Below are 17,858 nucleotides of genomic sequence, written 5' to 3' on the forward strand. Positions count from 1 at the left end.
AAGCTCATCATCAGTAGGTTTTCCTTTCTCAACGACGCGAGAGTGACAACAAATGAGCAATGCAGATCCATCGCCAGCGCAATCATCGTCGCAGGCCAAAGCCCAATCCATGGCCGATTCCGACGCCGCCGACCTGGCCGAACTTGGCTATAAGCAAGAACTCCATCGCGGAATGTCGGGGTTCTCCAACTTCGCCGTCTCCTTTTCGATCATCTCAATCCTTGCCGGCTGTATCACGTCGTACGCCATCGCGTTGCGATCCGGCGGACCCGCCGCCATTACGCTCGGCTGGCTCATCGTTGGCGTATTTGTGCTGTGCGTGGCCATGGCTATGGCCGAGGTATGTTCGCGCTACCCAACGGCCGGAGGGCTCTACTTCTGGGCCGGTCGACTCGCAAAAAAGAATAAGCGCGAGTGGGCCTGGTTTGTTGGCTGGTTCAACTTCCTCGGCGAGATCGCGGTGACGGCGGCTATTGATTACGGTGCCGCAATGACCATGATGGCCTTCGCCTCGCTTACGTTTGGCGTAGAGCCGACCCCGCTCAACACGTTTGGGCTGTTCCTCGTGATCATCATCATCCACGGCATCCTCAACGCCTTCGGGGTGAACCTCGTGAGTCTGTTGTCGAACGTTTCGGCCTGGTGGCACATCTTTGGCGCCGCGATTATCGTTGCGGTGCTGTGGATTATGCCAACGAGCCACCAGTCGTTCACCTGGACGCTGACAACCTGGCACAACGAGACGGGCTGGACGTTCGGGCCCTATGTGTTCCTCATGGGCTTGCTTATGGCGCAGTACACCTACACGGGCTACGACGCGTCGGCGCACGTTGCGGAAGAGACCAAGAACGCTTCGAGGGCCGCCCCGAGGGGCATCGTCATGAGCGTTGTTGTTTCGCTGGTTGGTGGTTGGATTCTGCTGTTCTCCATTACTGCGGCAATTCAGGATGGTTCGCAAGAAGGGCTCTCAACCCTGCTCGCAACCGATACCGGGCTGCCTCCCGCTCAGATCTTCATGGATGCCCTCGACAACCCAACCGTCGCCAAGTTCATGCTGTTCATCGTGTGTGGTGCCCAGTTCTTCTGCGGCATGGCCTCGGTCACCGCAAACTCGCGCATGAGTTACGCGTTCTCCCGCGACAACGCAATTCCCGGTTCCCGCCTCTGGGCAAAGGTGAACCCACGCACTGGCACGCCAACCAACTCGATTTGGCTCTGTGTTGCCGGTTCGATTGTGCTCACCATTCCCGCTCTCTTTAACTACACGGCGTACGCGGCCGTCACCTCGGTTGCGGTTATTGGGCTGTACATTGCCTACGTGGTTCCGGTACTCCTTCGTCGACTGAGCAAGGAATTCACGCCAGGGCCTTGGAATCTCGGCAAATGGAGCCCGCTTGTTGGCTGGGTCGCGGTCGTTTGGGTGATCTTCATCTGCATTCTGTTTGTGCTCCCGCCAAGCAACCCCATCACGATTGATTCGTTCAACTATGCCCCGGTCGCCGTGGCGGTTGTCGCGATCTTTGCCACGGTGATGTGGTTTGTGAGCGGCAAGAAAAACTTCATGACCAATAAGGAAGCCGAGCACTTGACGATTGAGGCGGACCTGTTGCTTGAGGAGGGCGCTCCTGGGGCTGCAACGCCTGGTGAGAAGCCCGTCGGCGAGAAACTTCTCGACGACTAGGCTCAAGTCATGAATACGGCAGCGCAACAATCGCCACTCGTTGAGGCCGTTTTGCAGCCGGTTCGGGGCCATATGGCATTCGAATCGTGTGTTGAACAGCTCGGCTCGGCCATCCAACTCGGCATTTTTCCGGTTGGCACGATGCTGCCAAACGAACGTGAGCTCGCGGAACGCCTCAGCGTTTCGCGAGCCACGCTTCGTGAAGCCATCAGCGCGCTGCGGGCGGCCGGCTTTGTCTCAACAACTCGGGGCAGGGGAGGCGGCACCACGGTTGAGCTTGTTGAGCATATTCATCAGAAGCTGCCGGAAGAGCGAGAAGATCGGCGAGCTGAGATTCGTGACACGCTCATCCTTCGAGCCGTTATTGAGCCTGGCGCCTGCTTTCAAGCAGCACAGACCGATCTGTCTGCCGTCTCGATAAGCCTCTTGCGCACCGCGCTGAGCGAGGCCGAGTCCGCGGATTCGCCAGCCGCGTACCGACGTGCGGATGCGAGGCTCCACCTGGCGATTGCCTCTGCCTGCGAGTCGGCGGAGCTCAATAAGGTGAGCAGCACCGTGCAGACTCGGCTGCACAGTTACCTGAACGAGATTCCGTTCTTTCAAGCCAATATTGAGCATTCGGATGAGCAGCATCGAGAGATCGTGGAGGGCATTCTTGCGGGAGACGGTGACACCGCACGGCGTGTGATGGAGGTGCACTGCGCGTCGACCGCTGCGCTGTTGACGGGCCTGCTCGCCTGATTTCGTCTGAGTGTGCTCTGGCCAACGTCGAGTCAGTAATATTGTATATATTACTGACTCGACGTTGAGTTGGTTTTCCTGCAACTCAGGACAACGAGAGGGCAACTATGGCAACCGCAGAACGAGCATTCGAGCGCAACTGGAACTCCGTCACAACGGTCGACTATCACACCGGTGGTGAACCGTTCCGAATTATCGCCAAGCCCCCGGTTGAAATCCTCGGCGAAACGGTTGCCGAGCGCCGTGTCTACGCGATCAGCGATCCTGCCGTTGACGACCTCCGACGGGTGCTCTGCTACGAGCCGCGCGGCCACGCCGACATGTACGGCGGCTTCATCACCCCGCCCGACAACGACGGCGCACACTTTGGGGTGCTCTTCTGGCATAAAGACGGATTCTCAACCGCCTGCGGGCACGGCACCATCGCCCTTGGCGTGTGGGCGGTTGATTCTGGGCTTGTTGAGGCTGACCCGAACGGGGCAACGGACGTGGTTATCGACGTTCCCTCCGGCAGGGTTATCGCGCGCGTCAACAGTATCGACGGACAGATCGAATCGGTCGACTTTGTCAACGTCGCGAGCTACGTCATCGACGCGAATGTTGCGGTTGCCACCAGTAGGGGAGAGCTCACCGTCGAGGTCGGCTTCGGCGGAGCCATCTACGCGCAGCTCGACGTTGCCCAACTCGGGCTCACCGTCGAGCCAGAACACGCGGCCGAGCTCATCGCAATTGGGCGGGAGATTAAGTGGCTGCTCAACGATTCTGCGCAGGCAGAGCATCCAACCGACCCGCGATTGAGCGGGATTTACGGCACGATTCTCTTTGAGGATCTTGGAGATAGCGAGCCGGGCAGCCCCCATCAGCGAAACGTCACCATTTTTGCCGATGGTGAGCTCGACCGCTCGCCATGTGGTTCGGGAACGAGTACGCGCGTGGCTTCGCTCTGGACATCCGGGCGCCTTTCGGATGTCGGCGTGCTCACTCATGACTCGATCGTCGGCTCTCGCTTTGCCGGGCGGGTGCGTTCGCGCGAGACCGTCGCAGGGTTTGAGGGCGTGACCAATCAGGTCTCTGGTATGGCGTACCGGGTCGGCGAATCAACGTTCACCGTGGATGCTCGCGACCCCCTCGTGCCTGGGTTTGTGCTTCGCTAGGTTGTCTTGGCGATCTCCGCGGCCGCGCCGTCGGTAACGGAGAGGAGGTCGAGCGGCGCGAGTTCAATGTCGAAGCCCCGTCGACCTCCGGAGACAAAGATGGTGTCGAAGAGTTCGGCTGATTCATCCAGAAATGTTGGCAGGTGGGTCTTCTGGCCGATCGGGCTGATGCCGCCAACCACGTAGCCAGTTTTGCGTTCTGCCAAAGACGGGTCCGCCATGACTGCCTTTTTTGCGCCTGCCGCTTTGGCGAGCGCTTTGAGATCAAGGAGGCCGTTGACGGGCACAATGCCAACGACGAGCTGGCCGTCGGCATCCGCGAGGAGAGTCTTGAAGACGCGGTCTGGCTCTACGCCAAGCTCGCGGGCGGCCTCCTCGCCAAAGTTTGGGGCCGCAGGATCGTGCACGTACCCATGGGCGGTATACGGGATGCCTCGCTGCTCAAGCAGCGTCGTGGCTGGGGTGCCAATGGAATGGTCGGCTTTTTTCTTGGCCACGGATGCTCCTGTCGGCTCTGGATGTGCGTCGCCCTTAGTCTACGGATGTGCGGTCGCAGGAATAGAAACCAAACTCTATGCGTTTGCATGAATATGGAACTTGGATTTTATACTTTCGGAGATATTCACCCCGACCCAAACACGGGCATCGGCATTACACCAGGCCAGGCAATCCGCGACGTGCTTGAGCGAACACGCCTCGCAGAAGAGGTTGGTCTCGATTACGTCGGCATCGGCGAGCACCACCGCGAGGACTACTCAATCTCGTCGCCCTCAACCGTGATCTCTGCGGCCCTTGCCCAAACCGAACGCATCCACGTCGGAAGCGCCGTGACCGTGCTCTCAACAGAAGACCCCGTTCGTGTCTATCAGCAGTTCTCCACAATGGACCAATTCTCCAACGGGCGGGTCGAGCTGCTGGCAGGGCGAGGGTCCTTTATCGAGTCGTACCCACTCTTTGGTGCTGAACTCGGCGACTACGACGCGCTCTACGACGAAAAGATTCAGCTGCTGCTCGCCCTCGATTCCGGCGAACCAGTGACCTGGAGCGGCAAGTTTAGAGCCCCGCTTGAGGATGTTGTGGTGCTGCCGCGTCCGGCCGATATTCCTGGCCGCGGTGCTCACCTCAACATCGCAGTTGCAACGGGCGGCAACTCGCGTTCCTCCGTCCGCGCTGGAATGCTCGGGCTTCCTGTGAACTACGCCATTATTGGGGGAGAGCCTGCCCAATTTGCGCCCCTCGCCCAGCTGTACCGTCAGGCGCACGAGCAGGCGGGGCATCCAGCAGAGAAGCGAACGGTGACCGTTTCGGCCATGGGCTTTGTCGCCGAAGAAAATGCCCGTGACTTCTGGTTCCCATATTGGTACGAGTCCATGCGCGTGATCTCGGCAGAGCGCGGATTCCCCGCCCCAAGCCGCATGAGCTTCGAACAGACAGCCGGCCCGCGCGGGGCGTACTTTGTTGGGAATCCCGACGAGGTCGCGGCCAAGATCGTGCACGTGCACGAGGCCATCGGTAACGACCGCCTCATCCTGCAGATGGACCTGAGCGGCGTGCCGCAGAAGGAATCACTGAAGGCAATCGAGTTGCTCGGCACCGAGGTGAAGCCCCGCATCGAGCGGGCCCTCGCGAAGTAAAACTATTTGGGAGTTTCTGCTGCGAATCGATGGATTTTGCGCAGAAACTCCCAAATAGATGCAGGTTGTTAGCCCTCGAGGTTGTCGACGCCCGGCATCCAAGCCAGGTCGGGCTTCCCCCAGCCGTTTTTGCGTTGTGCCTTGTGAGCGGCACGGCTGTGCGGGTGCACAAGGCGGTCGACGTAGAGCAGGCCGTTGAGGTGATCGTATTCGTGCTGGAAGACGCGGGCGAACCATCCGCTCGCCTCGATGGTGAAGGGCTTATTGTCGAGGTCAACTGCCTCAAGGCGGATGCGCTCGGAGCGGCGCAGCGGAAAACGCTCGCCAGGGAACGAGAGACAGCCCTCTGATTCCAGCTCATCGTCGAGTTCCTCAACGGTTGGCGGGGTGATCCAGAGCACCGGGTTGATCGCGACGCCGCGGGCAGGGCCCTCGTCTTGGTCGTCGTAGCTCCAGACAAAGATGCGTTTTCCGATGCCAACCTGGGGTGCGGCAAGGCCAACACCTGGCGCGAGATCCATCGTTTCGTACATGTCCTCAACCAGCTGCTTCAGATCGTCATCAAACTTGGTCACCGGTTCGGCGATGTTGTGGAGGACAGGATTGCCAGAAATACAGATGGGAAGAACAGCCATGTTACAAGCCTATCGACTGGAAAGGCGGTAACGTGGCAGAGTGCATATTATTGAGGCTGTTGGGGAGGCGACTGAACTTCTTCGTGATCCCAAAAACTTTTTGGGGATCCCGATCGCTCTGCTTGGAGCGGTCTTTATGTCGTTCGGTGCGCAGTATCAGAGTCGCGGCGTAAACAAGGTTGAGCACATCTCCGGCCAGAAGGCCAGTTCAGGCCTGAGCGGAAACCAACTTGCGAGCCTGCTCAAGCGGCCCTCGTGGGTCATCGGCACACTGTTGCTTGGCTGTGCGGTGCTGCTGCAACTTGCCAGTCTCTCGTTCTCGCCACTGATCGTGGTGCAGCCGCTCGGCGTTGTTGCACTGGTAATAACCTCGATCCTGAACTCGCGAATCTCAGGGCTCAAACTCAACAGCAAGACCAAGCTAGCCATCGTGCTGTGTGTTGTTGGCGTGTTTGTGTTTGTCACGATCGCCGCCTTCACCGCGACGGATAGCGTGGTTACCGACCAGCACCTCATCACGATCCTTATCATCCTTGCCGTCGTATTGGTGCTGTTCACCATCGCGTTTATTGTGCTCAGGCATAAGACGCGCGCCATCTTCTATATCATCGGCGCCGGCATCATTTACGGCTTTGTCGCCACGCTTGCCAAGGTCGTGATCGGACGCATCCAGCAGGGTGAATTTGATACGCTCACCCTCATCTGCCTGGTAGCGCTTCTTGCGGCTACCGGAGGCGGAATGTACTTCGTGAATAACGCCTACTCATCCGGCCCGCCAGATCTTGTTATCGCCGGCCTCACCGTTATCGATCCCATGGTGGCGGTCGTGATCGGAATCGTTGTCCTTGGCGAAGCTGCGAATGCCTCGCTCCTGGCGATGGGGGGATTTGTGCTCGCCGGTGCAACCGCGGTTGTTGGTGTGATCATGCTTGCGAAATACCATCCGCAGGTACAGGACTAAGAGCGTCACTTTTTCGCGAGTGTCGGATGCCGACGGTAACGTCGTTCCTACGGCATCCATTGCCAGCGCATCCCTAGAGTCACGCCTGCTCACCAGCGAGAAAGAAGTTCCGTTTGTCCCCGCCCCTTGACGGTCAGCCGCCATCCGCAGACCGCATGACCGAGCCGCGCCTCCGTCGAGCCGCAAGGCGGCACGAGATTCTGCTCGGCTTTCGCGATGCCAGCACGGCCGGGTTTGCCATGGTGCCGCTTGGCATCGCATTTGGGCTGTTGGTTGCCCAGTCCCCGCTCGACTGGTGGTGGACCCCCATCATTTCCATCGGGGTCTACGCGGGGTCCCTTGAGTTCTTGGCCGTTGGGCTGCTGGTTGTTGGCACCCCGTTGCTGACCATCGCGGTCACGACGTTCCTCGTCAATTTCCGTCACGTCTTTTACTCGCTGACGTTCCCACTCGACCGGGTGCGCGGCAAATGGGCACGGTTCTACAGTATGTATTCGCTCACCGATGAGGCGTATGCGCTCACGGCGGTCACCGACCGTTCGGTGCTGACCTCGACCCGCATCCTGTCGATGCAGTTTTTCTGTCAGTTCTACTGGGTCATTGGTGGGCTCATTGGTGTTCTTATCGGAGAAGCCCTGCCCTTTGCCCTTGTTGGCATTGACTTTGCCCTCACCGCACTGTTCGCCGTGCTCACCCTCGATGCGTTTTGGGCGAATAGGGACATCGGCGCGCCGCTGCTTGCCGCGCTCAGTGCCGCCGTTGCGCTGCTGGTCGCGCCCGGCCAAATGCTTGTGGTCGCGATGGGGCTGTTTGTCTTGTTGCTGATCGTCCGTTATCTCGTTTCGGGTCGAAGGGTTGCTGCGGCAGCTATGGATTCCGGCGTTGCCGTTGCGCATGAGCCGAACCTTGACGGTGTCAACAACACGGATTCCCCTCTCGGAGAAGCAGGCCACAATGCCTAGCACCGCTTACCTGCTTATCGCCATCGGCCTGATGTTTGCCATTACGTTTACACTCAGGGCGCTGCCGTTTGCCATCCTCAAACCACTCCGCAAATCAAAGCTGTTGGCCTATCTTGGGCTCTACATGCCTGTCGGAATCTTGCTCATCCTGGTTATCTATACGCTGCGCGACCTCGACTTCCTCTCCGGCAGCAGGGGCATTCCAGAGGGCATCGCCCTTGCCCTCACGATCGCGCTGCACTGCTGGAAGCGAAACGCGCTGCTCAGCATTGTCAGCGGAACCGCAATCTATGTTGTCCTGATCAATTTGGTGTTTATCTAATGGCTCAAACCGAACGCACTCGACGCATGGCCGCTCGCGGCTCATCCCGCACCATCACGCGCAGCGTCCGACGGGCTCGGCGCTGGCTTGTGGTGACGCCAGTCGCTCTGCTTGCCCTTGTCGGCTCGCTCCTGCTGGCGGCGGCCAACTCAGACACCGATGGCATGCTTGGCGGGGCTCACGGGCCAGATTCCAGCGTCTTGGAACCGGCGGGCGATGGCTCCGGGGTTGGCGACGGTGGGAGCATCCCCTTCCCCGAGGCGGTTACTGGCAAGACCGCCGCAGAAGTTCTTGCACTGATACCGACGAAGGGCAAAGCCCCGAAGACGGGATACAACCGCACTGGCGTGTTCGGTGAGGCATGGAGCGACGTTGACCACAACGGTTGCGACACCCGAAACGATATCCTGGCCCGCGATCTCACCAACACGGTCGCACCGAATGGCTGCAAGATCATCACCGGCACCCTTGCCGACCCCTACACGGGACGCACAATCGATTTTGTGCGGGGCGATAAGACGTCGCCGCTTGTGCAAATCGATCACGTTGTTGCGCTCTCAAACGCGTGGCAAACCGGTGCCCAGCAGCTCTCGGATGCGCAACGACTGTTGCTCGCCAACGACCCGCTCAACCTGCTCGCCGTCGATGGCCCAACCAATAACCAAAAGGGTGATGCCGATGCTGCCGCGTGGCTGCCACCGGCAAAAGCGAGCCGCTGCGACTACGTCGCTCGCCAGGTTTCGGTGAAAGCGATCTACGGGCTCTGGGTCACCGAGGCAGAGCGCGACGCGATCGACAGGGTGCTCGCCGGATGCCAGGGGCAACCGGCGCTCGAATCCGGGCTCTAGCGTCTCAACCTGTGTGGGGGTCACGGGGTGTGTTCGTGTCTGTTGCATGTTCGTGGTGCCACAAGTCCTGCGTCGGTTTCTGAGTGAGGGCTCGATACCGGTATTGTTGATCTGGTGCTGAGGGGCGTTAGCTCAGCCGGTTAGAGCAGCGGACTCATAATCCGTCGGTCGCGGGTTCAAGTCCCGCACGCCCCACAATAGATTACCTGATCAAGTACCAGATTTGCCGCCAACTATCTGTAGTACGGGAGCGACGTGGGGCAGTCGTGGGGCAGACTCTTTCTTGGACGGCTTCGGCGAAAGCGCCAGAGGGCTCGAAAGCGCGGCCAAAATCGTGTCGGTTGGTGATTCTGCCAGATGCGCATATTTGCGTGTCGTCAAGGGTGAGACATGGCCCAGAAGCCTGCCGACCTCTTCCAGTGAGACTCCAGCTTGAATGAGCCAAGATGCGTAGGTGTGTCGTAAATCGTGAATGGTGACATCGGTGATGTTGGCCGCGGTGATGGCAGGAAGCCAGACCTTTCGACGCCAGTTTGAATAGTCGAGCGGTGCGGATTTTGGGCCGTCGACCCTGAATAGTTGCCCGGCTTGTTTCTTCACGAGTTGTTTGATCTCGGCCAGTACCCAGTCTGGAACTGGGACGGAGCGGCGTCGGCGAGACTTCGGGTAGTCCTTGAGTCGGTTGCCTCGGTCGTCCCAAGTCTCAGATACTCGAATCACAGCTTTCTTGACGTCGACGCGCTTGCCTTGTAGTCCGATGGCTTCGCCCCACCGAAGTCCCGTGCCGAGTAGTAGAGCGATCAGCGCTCGGTCTCGGCTCTTTTTTGGGAATTGTTTGAGTAGGCGCTTCGCTTCCTTTTTCGTGAGGTAGCGCTCTTTTGCATTGTCGGGCGATGGGAGTTTGAGCCTGGCCGCTGCGTTGCTGGGTAGAACCTCAGCATCCACGGCAGCAGCCAAGGATGCCGACATGAGGTGCACTATCTTTTGTACGGTGGAGGGCGCGAGGCCTTCGGCAGCGAGCTCGCCTGCCCACTCGCGAATCTTATGACGGGTGATGTCAATGAGGGCTATTGAGCCCCACTTTGGAAGAAGCCTTGAATCTCGTCGTGTAGCATCCCTGCTGAGAGTGGACGGCTCCACGGATCTCGTAGGCCACCACTCTTCGCACCAATCAGACCATGATCGTAATGCCGCCTTCGGGTCGCGCCAGCCAATCGAGTGAGATCCTTCCTCTTTGACTGTCGCGGCTTTGAAGGCGGCTTTTTTTGTGTCAAAAACGCCTGCGCTGCGCTTCTCTCCGGTTGGTATCCGGTACTGTCCACGGTACTTGCCAGACGGTAGCTCTTCAGCCCAAGCCATGACGTTGCCTTTCTCGGTAAATACGGCGTTCGGGAGATTTACATCCGTGCGAGAAGTTCAGTCTTTTTCGTCTCAAATTCAAGCTCGGACAGGATTCCGGCGTCACGGAGCTCTGCGAGTTGACGTAGCTGACCTGCAAAATCGGGGGTGCTCTGACTGACGGCCGTCGACTGTGCGACCTGAGCCACGTTCACATTGACCGTCGGATGGCTTGATGCTTTCTGAGCCTGCATCGCGGTAATGATCGCTTGACGGAACTCGGCTGCCTCGTCGCGGCTCACACGGAACGCGGTTGTGTTGACTGCTGCGCCCGAGGAAGTCTGGACCTCGACGAGGTGGTAAAGCATTCCGTCTTTGCGGTTTGACACATTGGTGACGTGCTCAAGAAGGACCATATCGAAGCCGTCTTTGCCTCCCTTGATGCCGGTGGCGAGCATGGACGCGCCGGCGGTCATCGTGGCGAGAGCAACTTTGCCAGCTGATACTCCGCGCGCTCTTTCCCACTCGATGCGATCGGGCCAAAGGCGCACTTGGGCATTTTTGCCGCTGATGTGGCTGGTCACTGCGTACAGCGGTGGAATCTCGGTTGCTGTAACTTCGCTGGTTTCGTCGTCACGAACGTCTGCGGCGACATCGCCCTTCAGCTTCAGCGTGGCGTCTTTGGCATTTGTAATCGCCTGGTTGGCTGAGTCTTTGATCTTGTCGAACATTCCCATGTTTTTGACCTTTACTGTGTGGGGTGGGGGAGGTGATTGGTTTGTATTCAAGTCAGGTGTGGGCTATGCGCTGGCGCGCTGATAGTTGCTAGTGAGATAGGTTTCTAATACTTCGGCGGTGACGAAAAGTTCTAGGCACCATTGCCCGGGGTCGTCGGATGCTGCCACAGCAGCCATGAGATCGACGTCGCAGATTAGCCGGTTGGCGGCGATGCGGTTGACGAGACGTTCGCGTTTATCGTGCGCCGGCCCGTATGGCATAGGGGTATCTTCGCGTTCGGCGTGGACTATTTCATGCGCGAGGGTGCATCGTTCTTCGCGAGTAGTCAAGCCTCGTCTAAGGATGACGAGTTTGTCGTCGTGGAGGTATTCAGCGTCATGATCTTGGCGACTTAGGGGGCCGTATGTAACGGTGAGGCCCAGCGACGCTGCGTGGGCCCACGAGTCGTAGAACATCAGGGATAGTCCTCCTCGTTGACCTCGATGGTCCTCGAGCGTGTTTTCGCGACAGCGGGGAGGTCTTCTTGGTTGGTGGGTACTTCATCTCGGCGATGGTCAGCCAGGTGAGAGACTGTGGCTGCGGTCTGGACGGCTTCGGAGATTGGTGCATCCCAGAGACCCGAGATTTGAGTTACGTTGAGTCGACGTCCAACCTCGACAACAAGTTGTTCGTCGGTGGCGGTTTGAAGGGCTCTTTCGAGTCCCTCCGCCCCCGCGTCTTCGGGGGTAAGGTGGCCGGTCGCTATGAGCTCTGCGACTACAGGTCGTCCATATGCCCTAGCTACGGCACGAACCGTTTCGAAGGTGACCTGATCCTGGTTGACTTGGCGGGTGAGCGTCGAATGCGTGGTGCCGATTTTGCGGGCGACTTCTCGGTGTGAGTCGTTCCCGCGAATCGAGTCAATCCAATTCATTGCGTTGTTCATGTGTCAATAATGACACAGCACTGTTGCGTTTGTAAACCAATATGTTCAAAAGTTTGACAGCGTGGTGCTCTCATGTGAATATTGGAGCATGAACGCAACAAACGTACAGCAAATGAACCAGCCGGTTGCGGTGATTCGTCCCGGGCTGCTTGACAGACTCAAAGGAAACTCTGGTATCCGGAACGACGAAGCTTTTGCTCGCCTCATCGGAGTAAGTAGAGCTACCCTTCAGCGATTCAAGAACGGCGACGAAGTTTCGATGCGGGCTGCAGTTGGCATCTCGCTCGCATTCGGTCTCGGAATCGGTGAAATTGTGGAAGTTCGTCAGGTAGAGGGCGATCCATCCTCTCGCAGCGACGTGGGAGCGGCATCATGAGAGCACGCAGAGTAGCTCGGCTCCTTACCCTCCGTGAGTTGCTCGGCAACCACCACACTGCTGCCTTGGCAGTCAAGGACATAGACGAGGGGTACCGCATTCTCTCCAGGATTCGCGCCGTGTCAGCGGCCATTCGTGAGGCGGTGGAATCGTGAGCCGCCTTACGCCGCTTGATGTAGTTCGAGAGACCGGTCGCTCCTTGAGTACTGTCCGCCGGGCAATCAAGAGCGAAGACCTGCATAGTACACAGCCGCGTATCAACGGCGTCGTCAAGCGCGGCAGCCACCGTTCGATTGAGCGTGAGTGCTTGGATGCTTGGCTTGACGGCATCTTGTGCTCGCATCGGCAAAACGTGACACCTATTTCGAATCGGCAAAAGCGCGCGTCGTAACCATACGGTGCGGTCAACTCTCTGTCCTAGATCTGATCTTGGACGAGCTGCTGCATACCAAAAAGTATTGATTGAAAGGCAAGAAAAATGACTGAAAAGACTCCCATCAAGCCCGAAGATATTCGTCAGGGTGACCTCATTCGGATCGAGTATCGACCGGGAAATACGTTCTCCGCACTGGAATACACAGCAAAGGAAGAGGCCCATGCTGGGGATGCTCTGACTGATGACGCTCTCTTCCTTCTTTACCGACCAATATCCTTGCCGACAGCACCGGGCTTATACCTCGACAAAGACGGCGATGTGTGGCAAGTCGCGAAAGCGGGTAAAGCGCGCCTCAGGCAGAGAGGCGTTGATGAAGATGGCCTGCCGGAAGAATATGCGCCTTATCAGCGACTTGAGGCTGTCAGCGTAACGCTCGCGCGGGTAGATGAGGAACTGCGGCGAAACGAGTTGAGTCTTTCCGCAGGTCATCTGGCAAGAGCATTCTCGGAGTAGCCGCTGCCATGACAATTACTACGCGTGTTCACTCGCAGGCCGCCGCACGCTCTGCGTTCGATGTGCTGTTCCTGGATACCGGCGTCGTCCTCTGTGTGGCGACTGCTTAACCGTCCTCTCTCCCGCTGAGCGGAAGCTCTGGCTGGCTAAATAGTCGGCCGTTTCTGAGCCCAGTCACATATAGGGCTGGCCACTGCATACCCAAAATCTCTCATGAAAGGCAAAAATATGGACTCCGACATTACTATCGAGGACGCGCGGCACGTGCTGTGGTACTTCGCAGACCGAACCAACGGCTGGGAGTACGGCACCTTCACTGGCAAGCTCATCTCAGCTATCGCACACGCAGACCAAGGCAATCAGGAGCGGTTACGGCTCGGCTTCCCCGGTCTTGTAGCGGCTGCCCGGATGTGTATGTATGACCAAGGCGGCACGCACATGCTTGGTCAGTTTGTGAGGGGCGAGCTGTGAACGCTTCCTCCCTGCTCAGCATGGCGGCGGTGCTGGTCATTGGCATTGCTATCGGCCGCGGCGCCCAGATCTTCAACGGCCTCAGCTTGCTTGGCCTGGCGCTGGTTGCTGCGTCGTGGGTCGCTTTCCTGATTGAGGAACGGTCGTGAGGGTGGCGGCTGGTACCGATCTTGATTTGACGGTGCTGGAACACCTGGACTTCGAACCGGTATGCGAGGGCACCAGGTTCACCGAATGCAGTGAGGCTGCGACAAGAGTTCTCGTCTTCAATTGCAGATGTTGCTTGCGAAGGCTGCAATGCGCGCCGTGCGCGAGCAACATCATTGAGGACATGCGGGAATGGCTTCGAAGCCCTGTGGCATCGGTAGTTTGCCGCAGGTGCAACAGCAAGACGACTCATGCTGAGAACTTGCCATTGAAGGTCGGCTCATGATCACCATCAGGGTCAAGGGCAAGCCGATTCCGCAAGGTTCGAAAACGGCGTTTGTGGTGAAGGGCCGCGCGGTGGTGACGGATGCCAACGCGAAGTTGCTGAAGCCGTGGCGCAAACATGTTGCGGCCACCGCTCGGGAACAATACACCGGCCAAATGCTGACTGGTGCGCTGCAGGTCACGCTCCTCTTCCTCTTCGAGCGTCCCGCGTCTGTGACTCGGAAGTACCCGTCGGTCAAGCCAGACGTGGACAAGGTCACTCGCGCAATCTTTGACGCGATGACGGACGCCGGTGTGTGGAAGGACGACGCGCTCGTCGTTGATACACGGCAGAAAAAAGAGTACGCGGCAACCGCTGGGGTTGTCGTGACTATCAAAGAAATTGACTGAAAGGCAAGAAAATGACTGTGAAATATAGCTCACAACGCCCGCTCGACGAGCTCGACGGATTGCAGGACTTTGAGGATGACTTCAAGGAAGAATCTGCGGAGCCGGTACTCATCGTCGGTGTCGTGCAGACACAGAAGATCGAGCACATCATCGCGGACGGCACTGACCGTCCGACAGTGAAGTTTCGGCAGATTGAGGTGGTGCCGGCGGCTGATGCAGCGACTGTCTCTGCCTTGATTAAGAAGATTTATCAGGACCGCACTGGCGACAGCGCTCTTGAGCTTGCCGGTCTTGAGATTGACGGTGATGACGAATGACCGCTGTGACGTATCAGCCTCAGGCGCTCGTTGATTTGCAGGGCCGTGTGCTGGGGAATGACTCGGATCGTGCAGCGTGGCTGGAGGCCCGTCGAAGTGTGATCACTGCTACTGAGGCGAAAACTCTTTACAAGGGGTCGAACGCCGATAAAGCAAAGATCGTCCGTGAGAAAGTCACAGGCGAATCGTCCTTCTTCGGAAACCGGTATACGGAGTGGGGCACCTATCGTGAGCCGTTTATCGCTGCTCAACTTGCCGGTCATGGGCTGGAATTGTGCGGTGACTTGATTCACGCCGAGCTCAACTCTCGGCATGCCGCAACTCCGGACTTGATCGGCGTTGACTTTGACGAGCAGATTGTGCTCGGCGAGATCAAGACGGCGAACGATGTCATGGCTGTGGGCTCGCCGAAGTTTGAGCAGCGTGGGTATCTGTGGCAGATGCTGTGGCAGATGTACTGCTTTGGCGCTACTCGCGTGCTCTTTGCATGGGAGCAGCACGACAACGATTGGTCTCGTTGGGATGCACGCCCGATGGATGACCAATCTCGCTGGGACGAGTTTGGGCCTAAAGTGCTGTGTCTCAATACCGAGTGGGTGGTGCTTACTCCACAGCTTGAGGTTGAGCTGACGAAGATGATCGCGGCAGCTGATCGAGCACTTGCGCGACTCGACAAGCAGCTTGCGGAGACGTCGGCTGACGAGGAGCCTGTCTTCTCTCCAGAGCAGCTAGCAGACCTGGTCAGGCATGGTACTGAGAAGGCGCGCCAGCTCGTTGCCGAGACCACAGCGAAGAAGGCTAAAGAAGCTGCCCAGAAGGCAGCTGAGGCCATGTTTACCAACGTCACTGAGGTCTATTCCGAGGTGCACGAGGGCATCAAATTCACGTGGTCGCCGCCTGGACCAACGGAGGTGACCCAGACGGATTTGGAAGCTGCTCGGGCCGCCGACCCTGCGCTGGCCGAAGCCCTCGGTGTGGCCGACGCCGCTTGCGATGCGGCGATGGTTGCGCGTGAGGCCATCGCTGATCGGTGGGCGAAGCATGTGCAGGGATACGTGTCTGTGGTGCCGGGTGTGCCGTCTCCATCGAAATTGACGATTACGAAGCAGAAAGTGAAGACCAATGAGTAGTACAGCTGTGGCGGTGAAAGGCCTGCCTGTATCGAGTGATGTAGGGCAATGGTCATCTCAGGAGACTGCATTCGCGCAGGCGATCGGCCTGGTCAAGACGAATGGCCAGGGGAAGCTGATCCCAGCACCACGGGAGACGATCGAGGCGTTCCTGCATCAGTGCCGCCGGACTGGTTTGGACCCGGTAGCCCGTCAGATTTATTGCATTGAGCGCGGCGGTAAGTACGGCATTCAGGTGAGCATCGACGGTGCGCGGCTGGTTGCTGAGCGTACTGGCCAGTATGAGGGGCAGACGCCCGCCGAGTGGACGGCAGACGGTATTACTTGGGTGGCGGTGTGGCTGAGTGATCAGGCTCCTGCTGCTGGGCGTGTGGGCGTGTATCGCGCTGGTTTTCGTGATCCGGTTTACGGTGTGGCCCGGTTCTCGTCGTACTCGACGGGGCAAAACCTCTGGAGGAAAATGCCGGAGGTGATGATCGCGAAGTGTGCCGAGATGCTGGCACTCCGGAAGGCGTTTCCACAGGACCTGAGTGGGCTGTACTCGTCGGAGGAGATGGAGCAAGCAGGAGGTCGGACTGCAGCCGCACCTCGTGCTGAGGCTTCGCCTCACTTGCTGCCTGCTGAGGCATCTGCCCCGGCAGCTGAGGCTGTGCAAGTGTTTTCCCAGGACTGGGTGAAGCGTGCGGCGCTGTGTAGGGATTACGAGGAACTGCGGCCGGTGTTCGCGGAGGCTCAGGCTGCCGGTGAGTTGGGTATCCCCGTTGATGCCTCGGGCAAGACGCTCAACGTTTATTTGCGCGAGTTGAAGGCGAGCTTGCCGGAGAAAGCCGAACCCGTGGCAGCCGAGTCGAATGCACCTGCGGTTGATGATACTGGTTGGGCGGTTCCTGGTGGTGATGCGGCGGCTCCAGTGACGGATTGGCCGACAACGAAGGTGCCTGGTGAGGCTGTCGAGGGTAAGGCTAATGCGGCTACGGGTGAGGTCGAGTATGACGAGAGCGAGATCATCTAATGGCGGCCCCGCTGGACCTGGATATCCTGGCCGGTCTGCGCGCGATTGGGATTCACGAGCCTTCGCCGGAAGAGCCGTTGCACGTTCGACTCGTGTCGGCGCTGTATCGCACACGTGGTGAGTCTTGGGGGAACGCCCTCATTGCAATCAAGTTTGAGTTCAACTGGGCTTGCAACCAAGCGGGTGAGGTCTATGCCAACGCGAAGACCGACTACGAGCGGCTGATCGATATCGAGACAACGAAGATCCGGGCGACGCAGGAGAAGGTTTCTCGTGCGGAGGCTGAACAGATCGTTCGAGCCACGGAGGAAGCGTACAAGCTCAAGCTGGCGTTTCTGGTGGCTGAGAAGCGTGAGCAGTCGATGCGCAAGTTTCTCGACACCTTGGGTGAAGCTCTGGAACTGCACAGAACAGATCGCGCCGATAAGCGTAAGACGGATTCATTTCATGCAGAGGCAGGTGTGTGATGGGAATGTTCGTTGTCCGTGAAGAGCTCAGCGCTCGCCATGTGGGGTTGTTTGCTCGTGTCCGGGTAGACGGCCGCACAGAGGTTATTGACCGAATCGTAAGTATCGAGCACCAGGTGTCCATCGTCGAGGGCGAGACAGTTACGGGTATCCGATTCAGAGATATCCAGAGCACCCGAAACTTCTGGGTAGAGGGCGACACCGTTGAGCTACTTGATCCGATCCCTGGCGAGCCGACGTGGGCTGAGGTCAGCATCTCGGAGCTGATCGAGGAGCGTGACCGGCTACTGGCTGAGCTCCTGGAAGAACGCACCCGCAACCATCACCAACGCCGATGAGGTTCTTCATCATCTGGCCGTGGGAGGCCAGCGGCGTTTTCCTGCTCGCCGCTGGCCCACTCGAAATACGCATAAGCATTACGAAAAATACTGATTT

General features: G+C 58.5%; 24 protein-coding genes and 1 tRNA gene. 19 read left to right on the plus strand and 6 right to left on the minus strand.

Translation table 11 applies throughout. The features are described 5' to 3' along the window. The first annotated feature begins 52 nt into the window (after positions 1-52). From FHX76_RS01830 to FHX76_RS01840, 3 genes are all read left to right on the plus strand, one after another. Positions 53-1,681, plus strand: a complete 1,629-nt coding sequence (locus FHX76_RS01830; RefSeq protein ID WP_167147139.1) for an amino acid permease — start codon at positions 53-55, stop codon at positions 1,679-1,681. 9 nt (positions 1,682-1,690) lie between these two features. Next, a complete protein-coding gene (locus FHX76_RS01835; protein WP_167147142.1) occupies positions 1,691-2,422 on the plus strand; it encodes a FadR/GntR family transcriptional regulator in 732 nt (243 codons plus the stop codon). Between the two features lie 107 nt (positions 2,423-2,529). Next, the gene (locus tag FHX76_RS01840) at positions 2,530-3,576 is read left to right on the plus strand and encodes a proline racemase family protein (RefSeq protein ID WP_167147145.1); all 1,047 of its coding nucleotides are present in this window, start codon (positions 2,530-2,532) and stop codon (positions 3,574-3,576) included. Here FHX76_RS01840 and ybaK read toward each other — a convergent pair. Next, complete coding sequence (gene ybaK / locus FHX76_RS01845) at positions 3,573-4,073, minus strand: Cys-tRNA(Pro) deacylase (protein WP_167147148.1); 501 nt, start codon at positions 4,071-4,073, stop codon at positions 3,573-3,575. The two genes, FHX76_RS01840 and ybaK, sit on opposite strands and share 4 nt — an antisense overlap. An 87-nt stretch (positions 4,074-4,160) precedes the next feature. Here ybaK and FHX76_RS01850 point away from each other — a divergent pair, with 87 nt between their 5' ends. Next, positions 4,161-5,210: an LLM class flavin-dependent oxidoreductase gene (locus FHX76_RS01850; RefSeq protein ID WP_243848570.1), complete on the plus strand. Its 1,050-nt coding sequence runs from the start codon at positions 4,161-4,163 to the stop codon at positions 5,208-5,210. Positions 5,211-5,278: 68 nt separating this feature from the next. Here the strand turns inward: FHX76_RS01850 and def are convergent, their stop codons facing one another. After that, positions 5,279-5,845 carry a peptide deformylase gene (def, locus tag FHX76_RS01855; protein ID WP_167147151.1) on the minus strand — a complete coding sequence of 189 codons (567 nt, stop codon included), beginning with the start codon at positions 5,843-5,845 and terminating at the stop codon, positions 5,279-5,281. A gap of 40 nt (positions 5,846-5,885) precedes the next feature. Here def and FHX76_RS01860 point away from each other — a divergent pair, with 40 nt between their 5' ends. The 5 genes from FHX76_RS01860 (at position 5,886) to FHX76_RS01880 (ending at position 9,133) form a co-directional block, all read left to right on the plus strand. Beyond that, positions 5,886-6,806 carry a DMT family transporter gene (locus FHX76_RS01860; protein WP_167147154.1) on the plus strand — a complete coding sequence of 307 codons (921 nt, stop codon included), beginning with the start codon at positions 5,886-5,888 and terminating at the stop codon, positions 6,804-6,806. Positions 6,807-6,919: 113 nt separating this feature from the next. Further along, positions 6,920-7,768 (plus strand): AzlC family ABC transporter permease, encoded by an 849-nt coding sequence (locus tag FHX76_RS01865; RefSeq protein ID WP_208402408.1) that lies wholly within the window; start codon positions 6,920-6,922, stop codon positions 7,766-7,768. Next, on the plus strand, positions 7,761-8,090 hold the full coding sequence (locus FHX76_RS01870; protein ID WP_167147157.1) for a branched-chain amino acid transporter permease: 330 nt from the start codon (positions 7,761-7,763) through the stop codon (positions 8,088-8,090). The genes FHX76_RS01865 and FHX76_RS01870 overlap by 8 nt, the downstream gene beginning before the upstream one ends. After that, complete coding sequence (locus FHX76_RS01875) at positions 8,090-8,938, plus strand: HNH endonuclease family protein (protein ID WP_243848571.1); 849 nt, start codon at positions 8,090-8,092, stop codon at positions 8,936-8,938. The genes FHX76_RS01870 and FHX76_RS01875 overlap by 1 nt, the downstream gene beginning before the upstream one ends. 121 nt (positions 8,939-9,059) lie before the next feature. Next, positions 9,060-9,133: transfer RNA gene (locus FHX76_RS01880), tRNA-Ile, on the plus strand. Positions 9,134-9,148: 15 nt separating this feature from the next. Here FHX76_RS01880 and FHX76_RS01885 read toward each other — a convergent pair. The 4 genes from FHX76_RS01885 to FHX76_RS01900 form a co-directional block, all read right to left on the minus strand. Further along, entirely contained in the window at positions 9,149-9,907 is a 759-nt protein-coding gene (locus tag FHX76_RS01885; RefSeq protein WP_167147160.1) for a tyrosine-type recombinase/integrase, read from the minus strand. Between the two features lie 428 nt (positions 9,908-10,335). Further along, a complete protein-coding gene (locus FHX76_RS01890; protein ID WP_167147163.1) occupies positions 10,336-11,013 on the minus strand; it encodes an SHOCT domain-containing protein in 678 nt (225 codons plus the stop codon). Between the two features lie 63 nt (positions 11,014-11,076). Continuing rightward, on the minus strand, positions 11,077-11,469 hold the full coding sequence (locus FHX76_RS16825) for an ImmA/IrrE family metallo-endopeptidase (RefSeq protein ID WP_167147166.1): 393 nt from the start codon (positions 11,467-11,469) through the stop codon (positions 11,077-11,079). Continuing rightward, positions 11,469-11,939 carry a hypothetical protein gene (locus FHX76_RS01900; RefSeq protein ID WP_167147169.1) on the minus strand — a complete coding sequence of 157 codons (471 nt, stop codon included), beginning with the start codon at positions 11,937-11,939 and terminating at the stop codon, positions 11,469-11,471. Before FHX76_RS01900 ends, FHX76_RS16825 begins: the two co-directional genes overlap by 1 nt. A gap of 88 nt (positions 11,940-12,027) precedes the next feature. On the opposite strand from FHX76_RS01900, the gene FHX76_RS01905 reads away from it, so the two are divergent. From FHX76_RS01905 to FHX76_RS01950, 10 genes are all read left to right on the plus strand, one after another. Beyond that, the gene (locus tag FHX76_RS01905) at positions 12,028-12,315 is read left to right on the plus strand and encodes a helix-turn-helix domain-containing protein (protein WP_208402409.1); all 288 of its coding nucleotides are present in this window, start codon (positions 12,028-12,030) and stop codon (positions 12,313-12,315) included. 478 nt (positions 12,316-12,793) lie between these two features. Further along, positions 12,794-13,204 carry a hypothetical protein gene (locus tag FHX76_RS01910; RefSeq protein ID WP_167147172.1) on the plus strand — a complete coding sequence of 137 codons (411 nt, stop codon included), beginning with the start codon at positions 12,794-12,796 and terminating at the stop codon, positions 13,202-13,204. Between the two features lie 228 nt (positions 13,205-13,432). Then, entirely contained in the window at positions 13,433-13,675 is a 243-nt protein-coding gene (locus FHX76_RS01915) for a hypothetical protein (protein WP_167147175.1), read from the plus strand. Then, positions 13,672-13,824: a hypothetical protein gene (locus FHX76_RS01920; RefSeq protein WP_167147178.1), complete on the plus strand. Its 153-nt coding sequence runs from the start codon at positions 13,672-13,674 to the stop codon at positions 13,822-13,824. The genes FHX76_RS01915 and FHX76_RS01920 overlap by 4 nt, the downstream gene beginning before the upstream one ends. A gap of 280 nt (positions 13,825-14,104) precedes the next feature. After that, the gene (locus FHX76_RS01925) at positions 14,105-14,497 is read left to right on the plus strand and encodes a RusA family crossover junction endodeoxyribonuclease (protein WP_167147181.1); all 393 of its coding nucleotides are present in this window, start codon (positions 14,105-14,107) and stop codon (positions 14,495-14,497) included. A gap of 11 nt (positions 14,498-14,508) precedes the next feature. After that, positions 14,509-14,814, plus strand: a complete 306-nt coding sequence (locus tag FHX76_RS01930) for a hypothetical protein (protein ID WP_167147184.1) — start codon at positions 14,509-14,511, stop codon at positions 14,812-14,814. After that, on the plus strand, positions 14,811-15,944 hold the full coding sequence (locus FHX76_RS01935) for a YqaJ viral recombinase family protein (RefSeq protein WP_167147187.1): 1,134 nt from the start codon (positions 14,811-14,813) through the stop codon (positions 15,942-15,944). The genes FHX76_RS01930 and FHX76_RS01935 overlap by 4 nt, the downstream gene beginning before the upstream one ends. After that, complete coding sequence (gene bet / locus FHX76_RS01940; RefSeq protein WP_167147190.1) at positions 15,937-16,956, plus strand: phage recombination protein Bet; 1,020 nt, start codon at positions 15,937-15,939, stop codon at positions 16,954-16,956. Before FHX76_RS01935 ends, bet begins: the two co-directional genes overlap by 8 nt. Continuing rightward, complete coding sequence (locus tag FHX76_RS01945; protein ID WP_167147193.1) at positions 16,956-17,423, plus strand: hypothetical protein; 468 nt, start codon at positions 16,956-16,958, stop codon at positions 17,421-17,423. Before bet ends, FHX76_RS01945 begins: the two co-directional genes overlap by 1 nt. Continuing rightward, positions 17,423-17,761, plus strand: coding sequence for a hypothetical protein (locus tag FHX76_RS01950; protein ID WP_167147196.1), 339 nt, complete (start codon positions 17,423-17,425; stop codon positions 17,759-17,761). The genes FHX76_RS01945 and FHX76_RS01950 overlap by 1 nt, the downstream gene beginning before the upstream one ends. Positions 17,762-17,858 lie beyond the last annotated feature (97 nt).

The sequence above is a fragment of the Lysinibacter cavernae genome (assembly GCF_011758565.1).
Lineage (GTDB): Bacteria > Actinomycetota > Actinomycetes > Actinomycetales > Microbacteriaceae > Lysinibacter > Lysinibacter cavernae.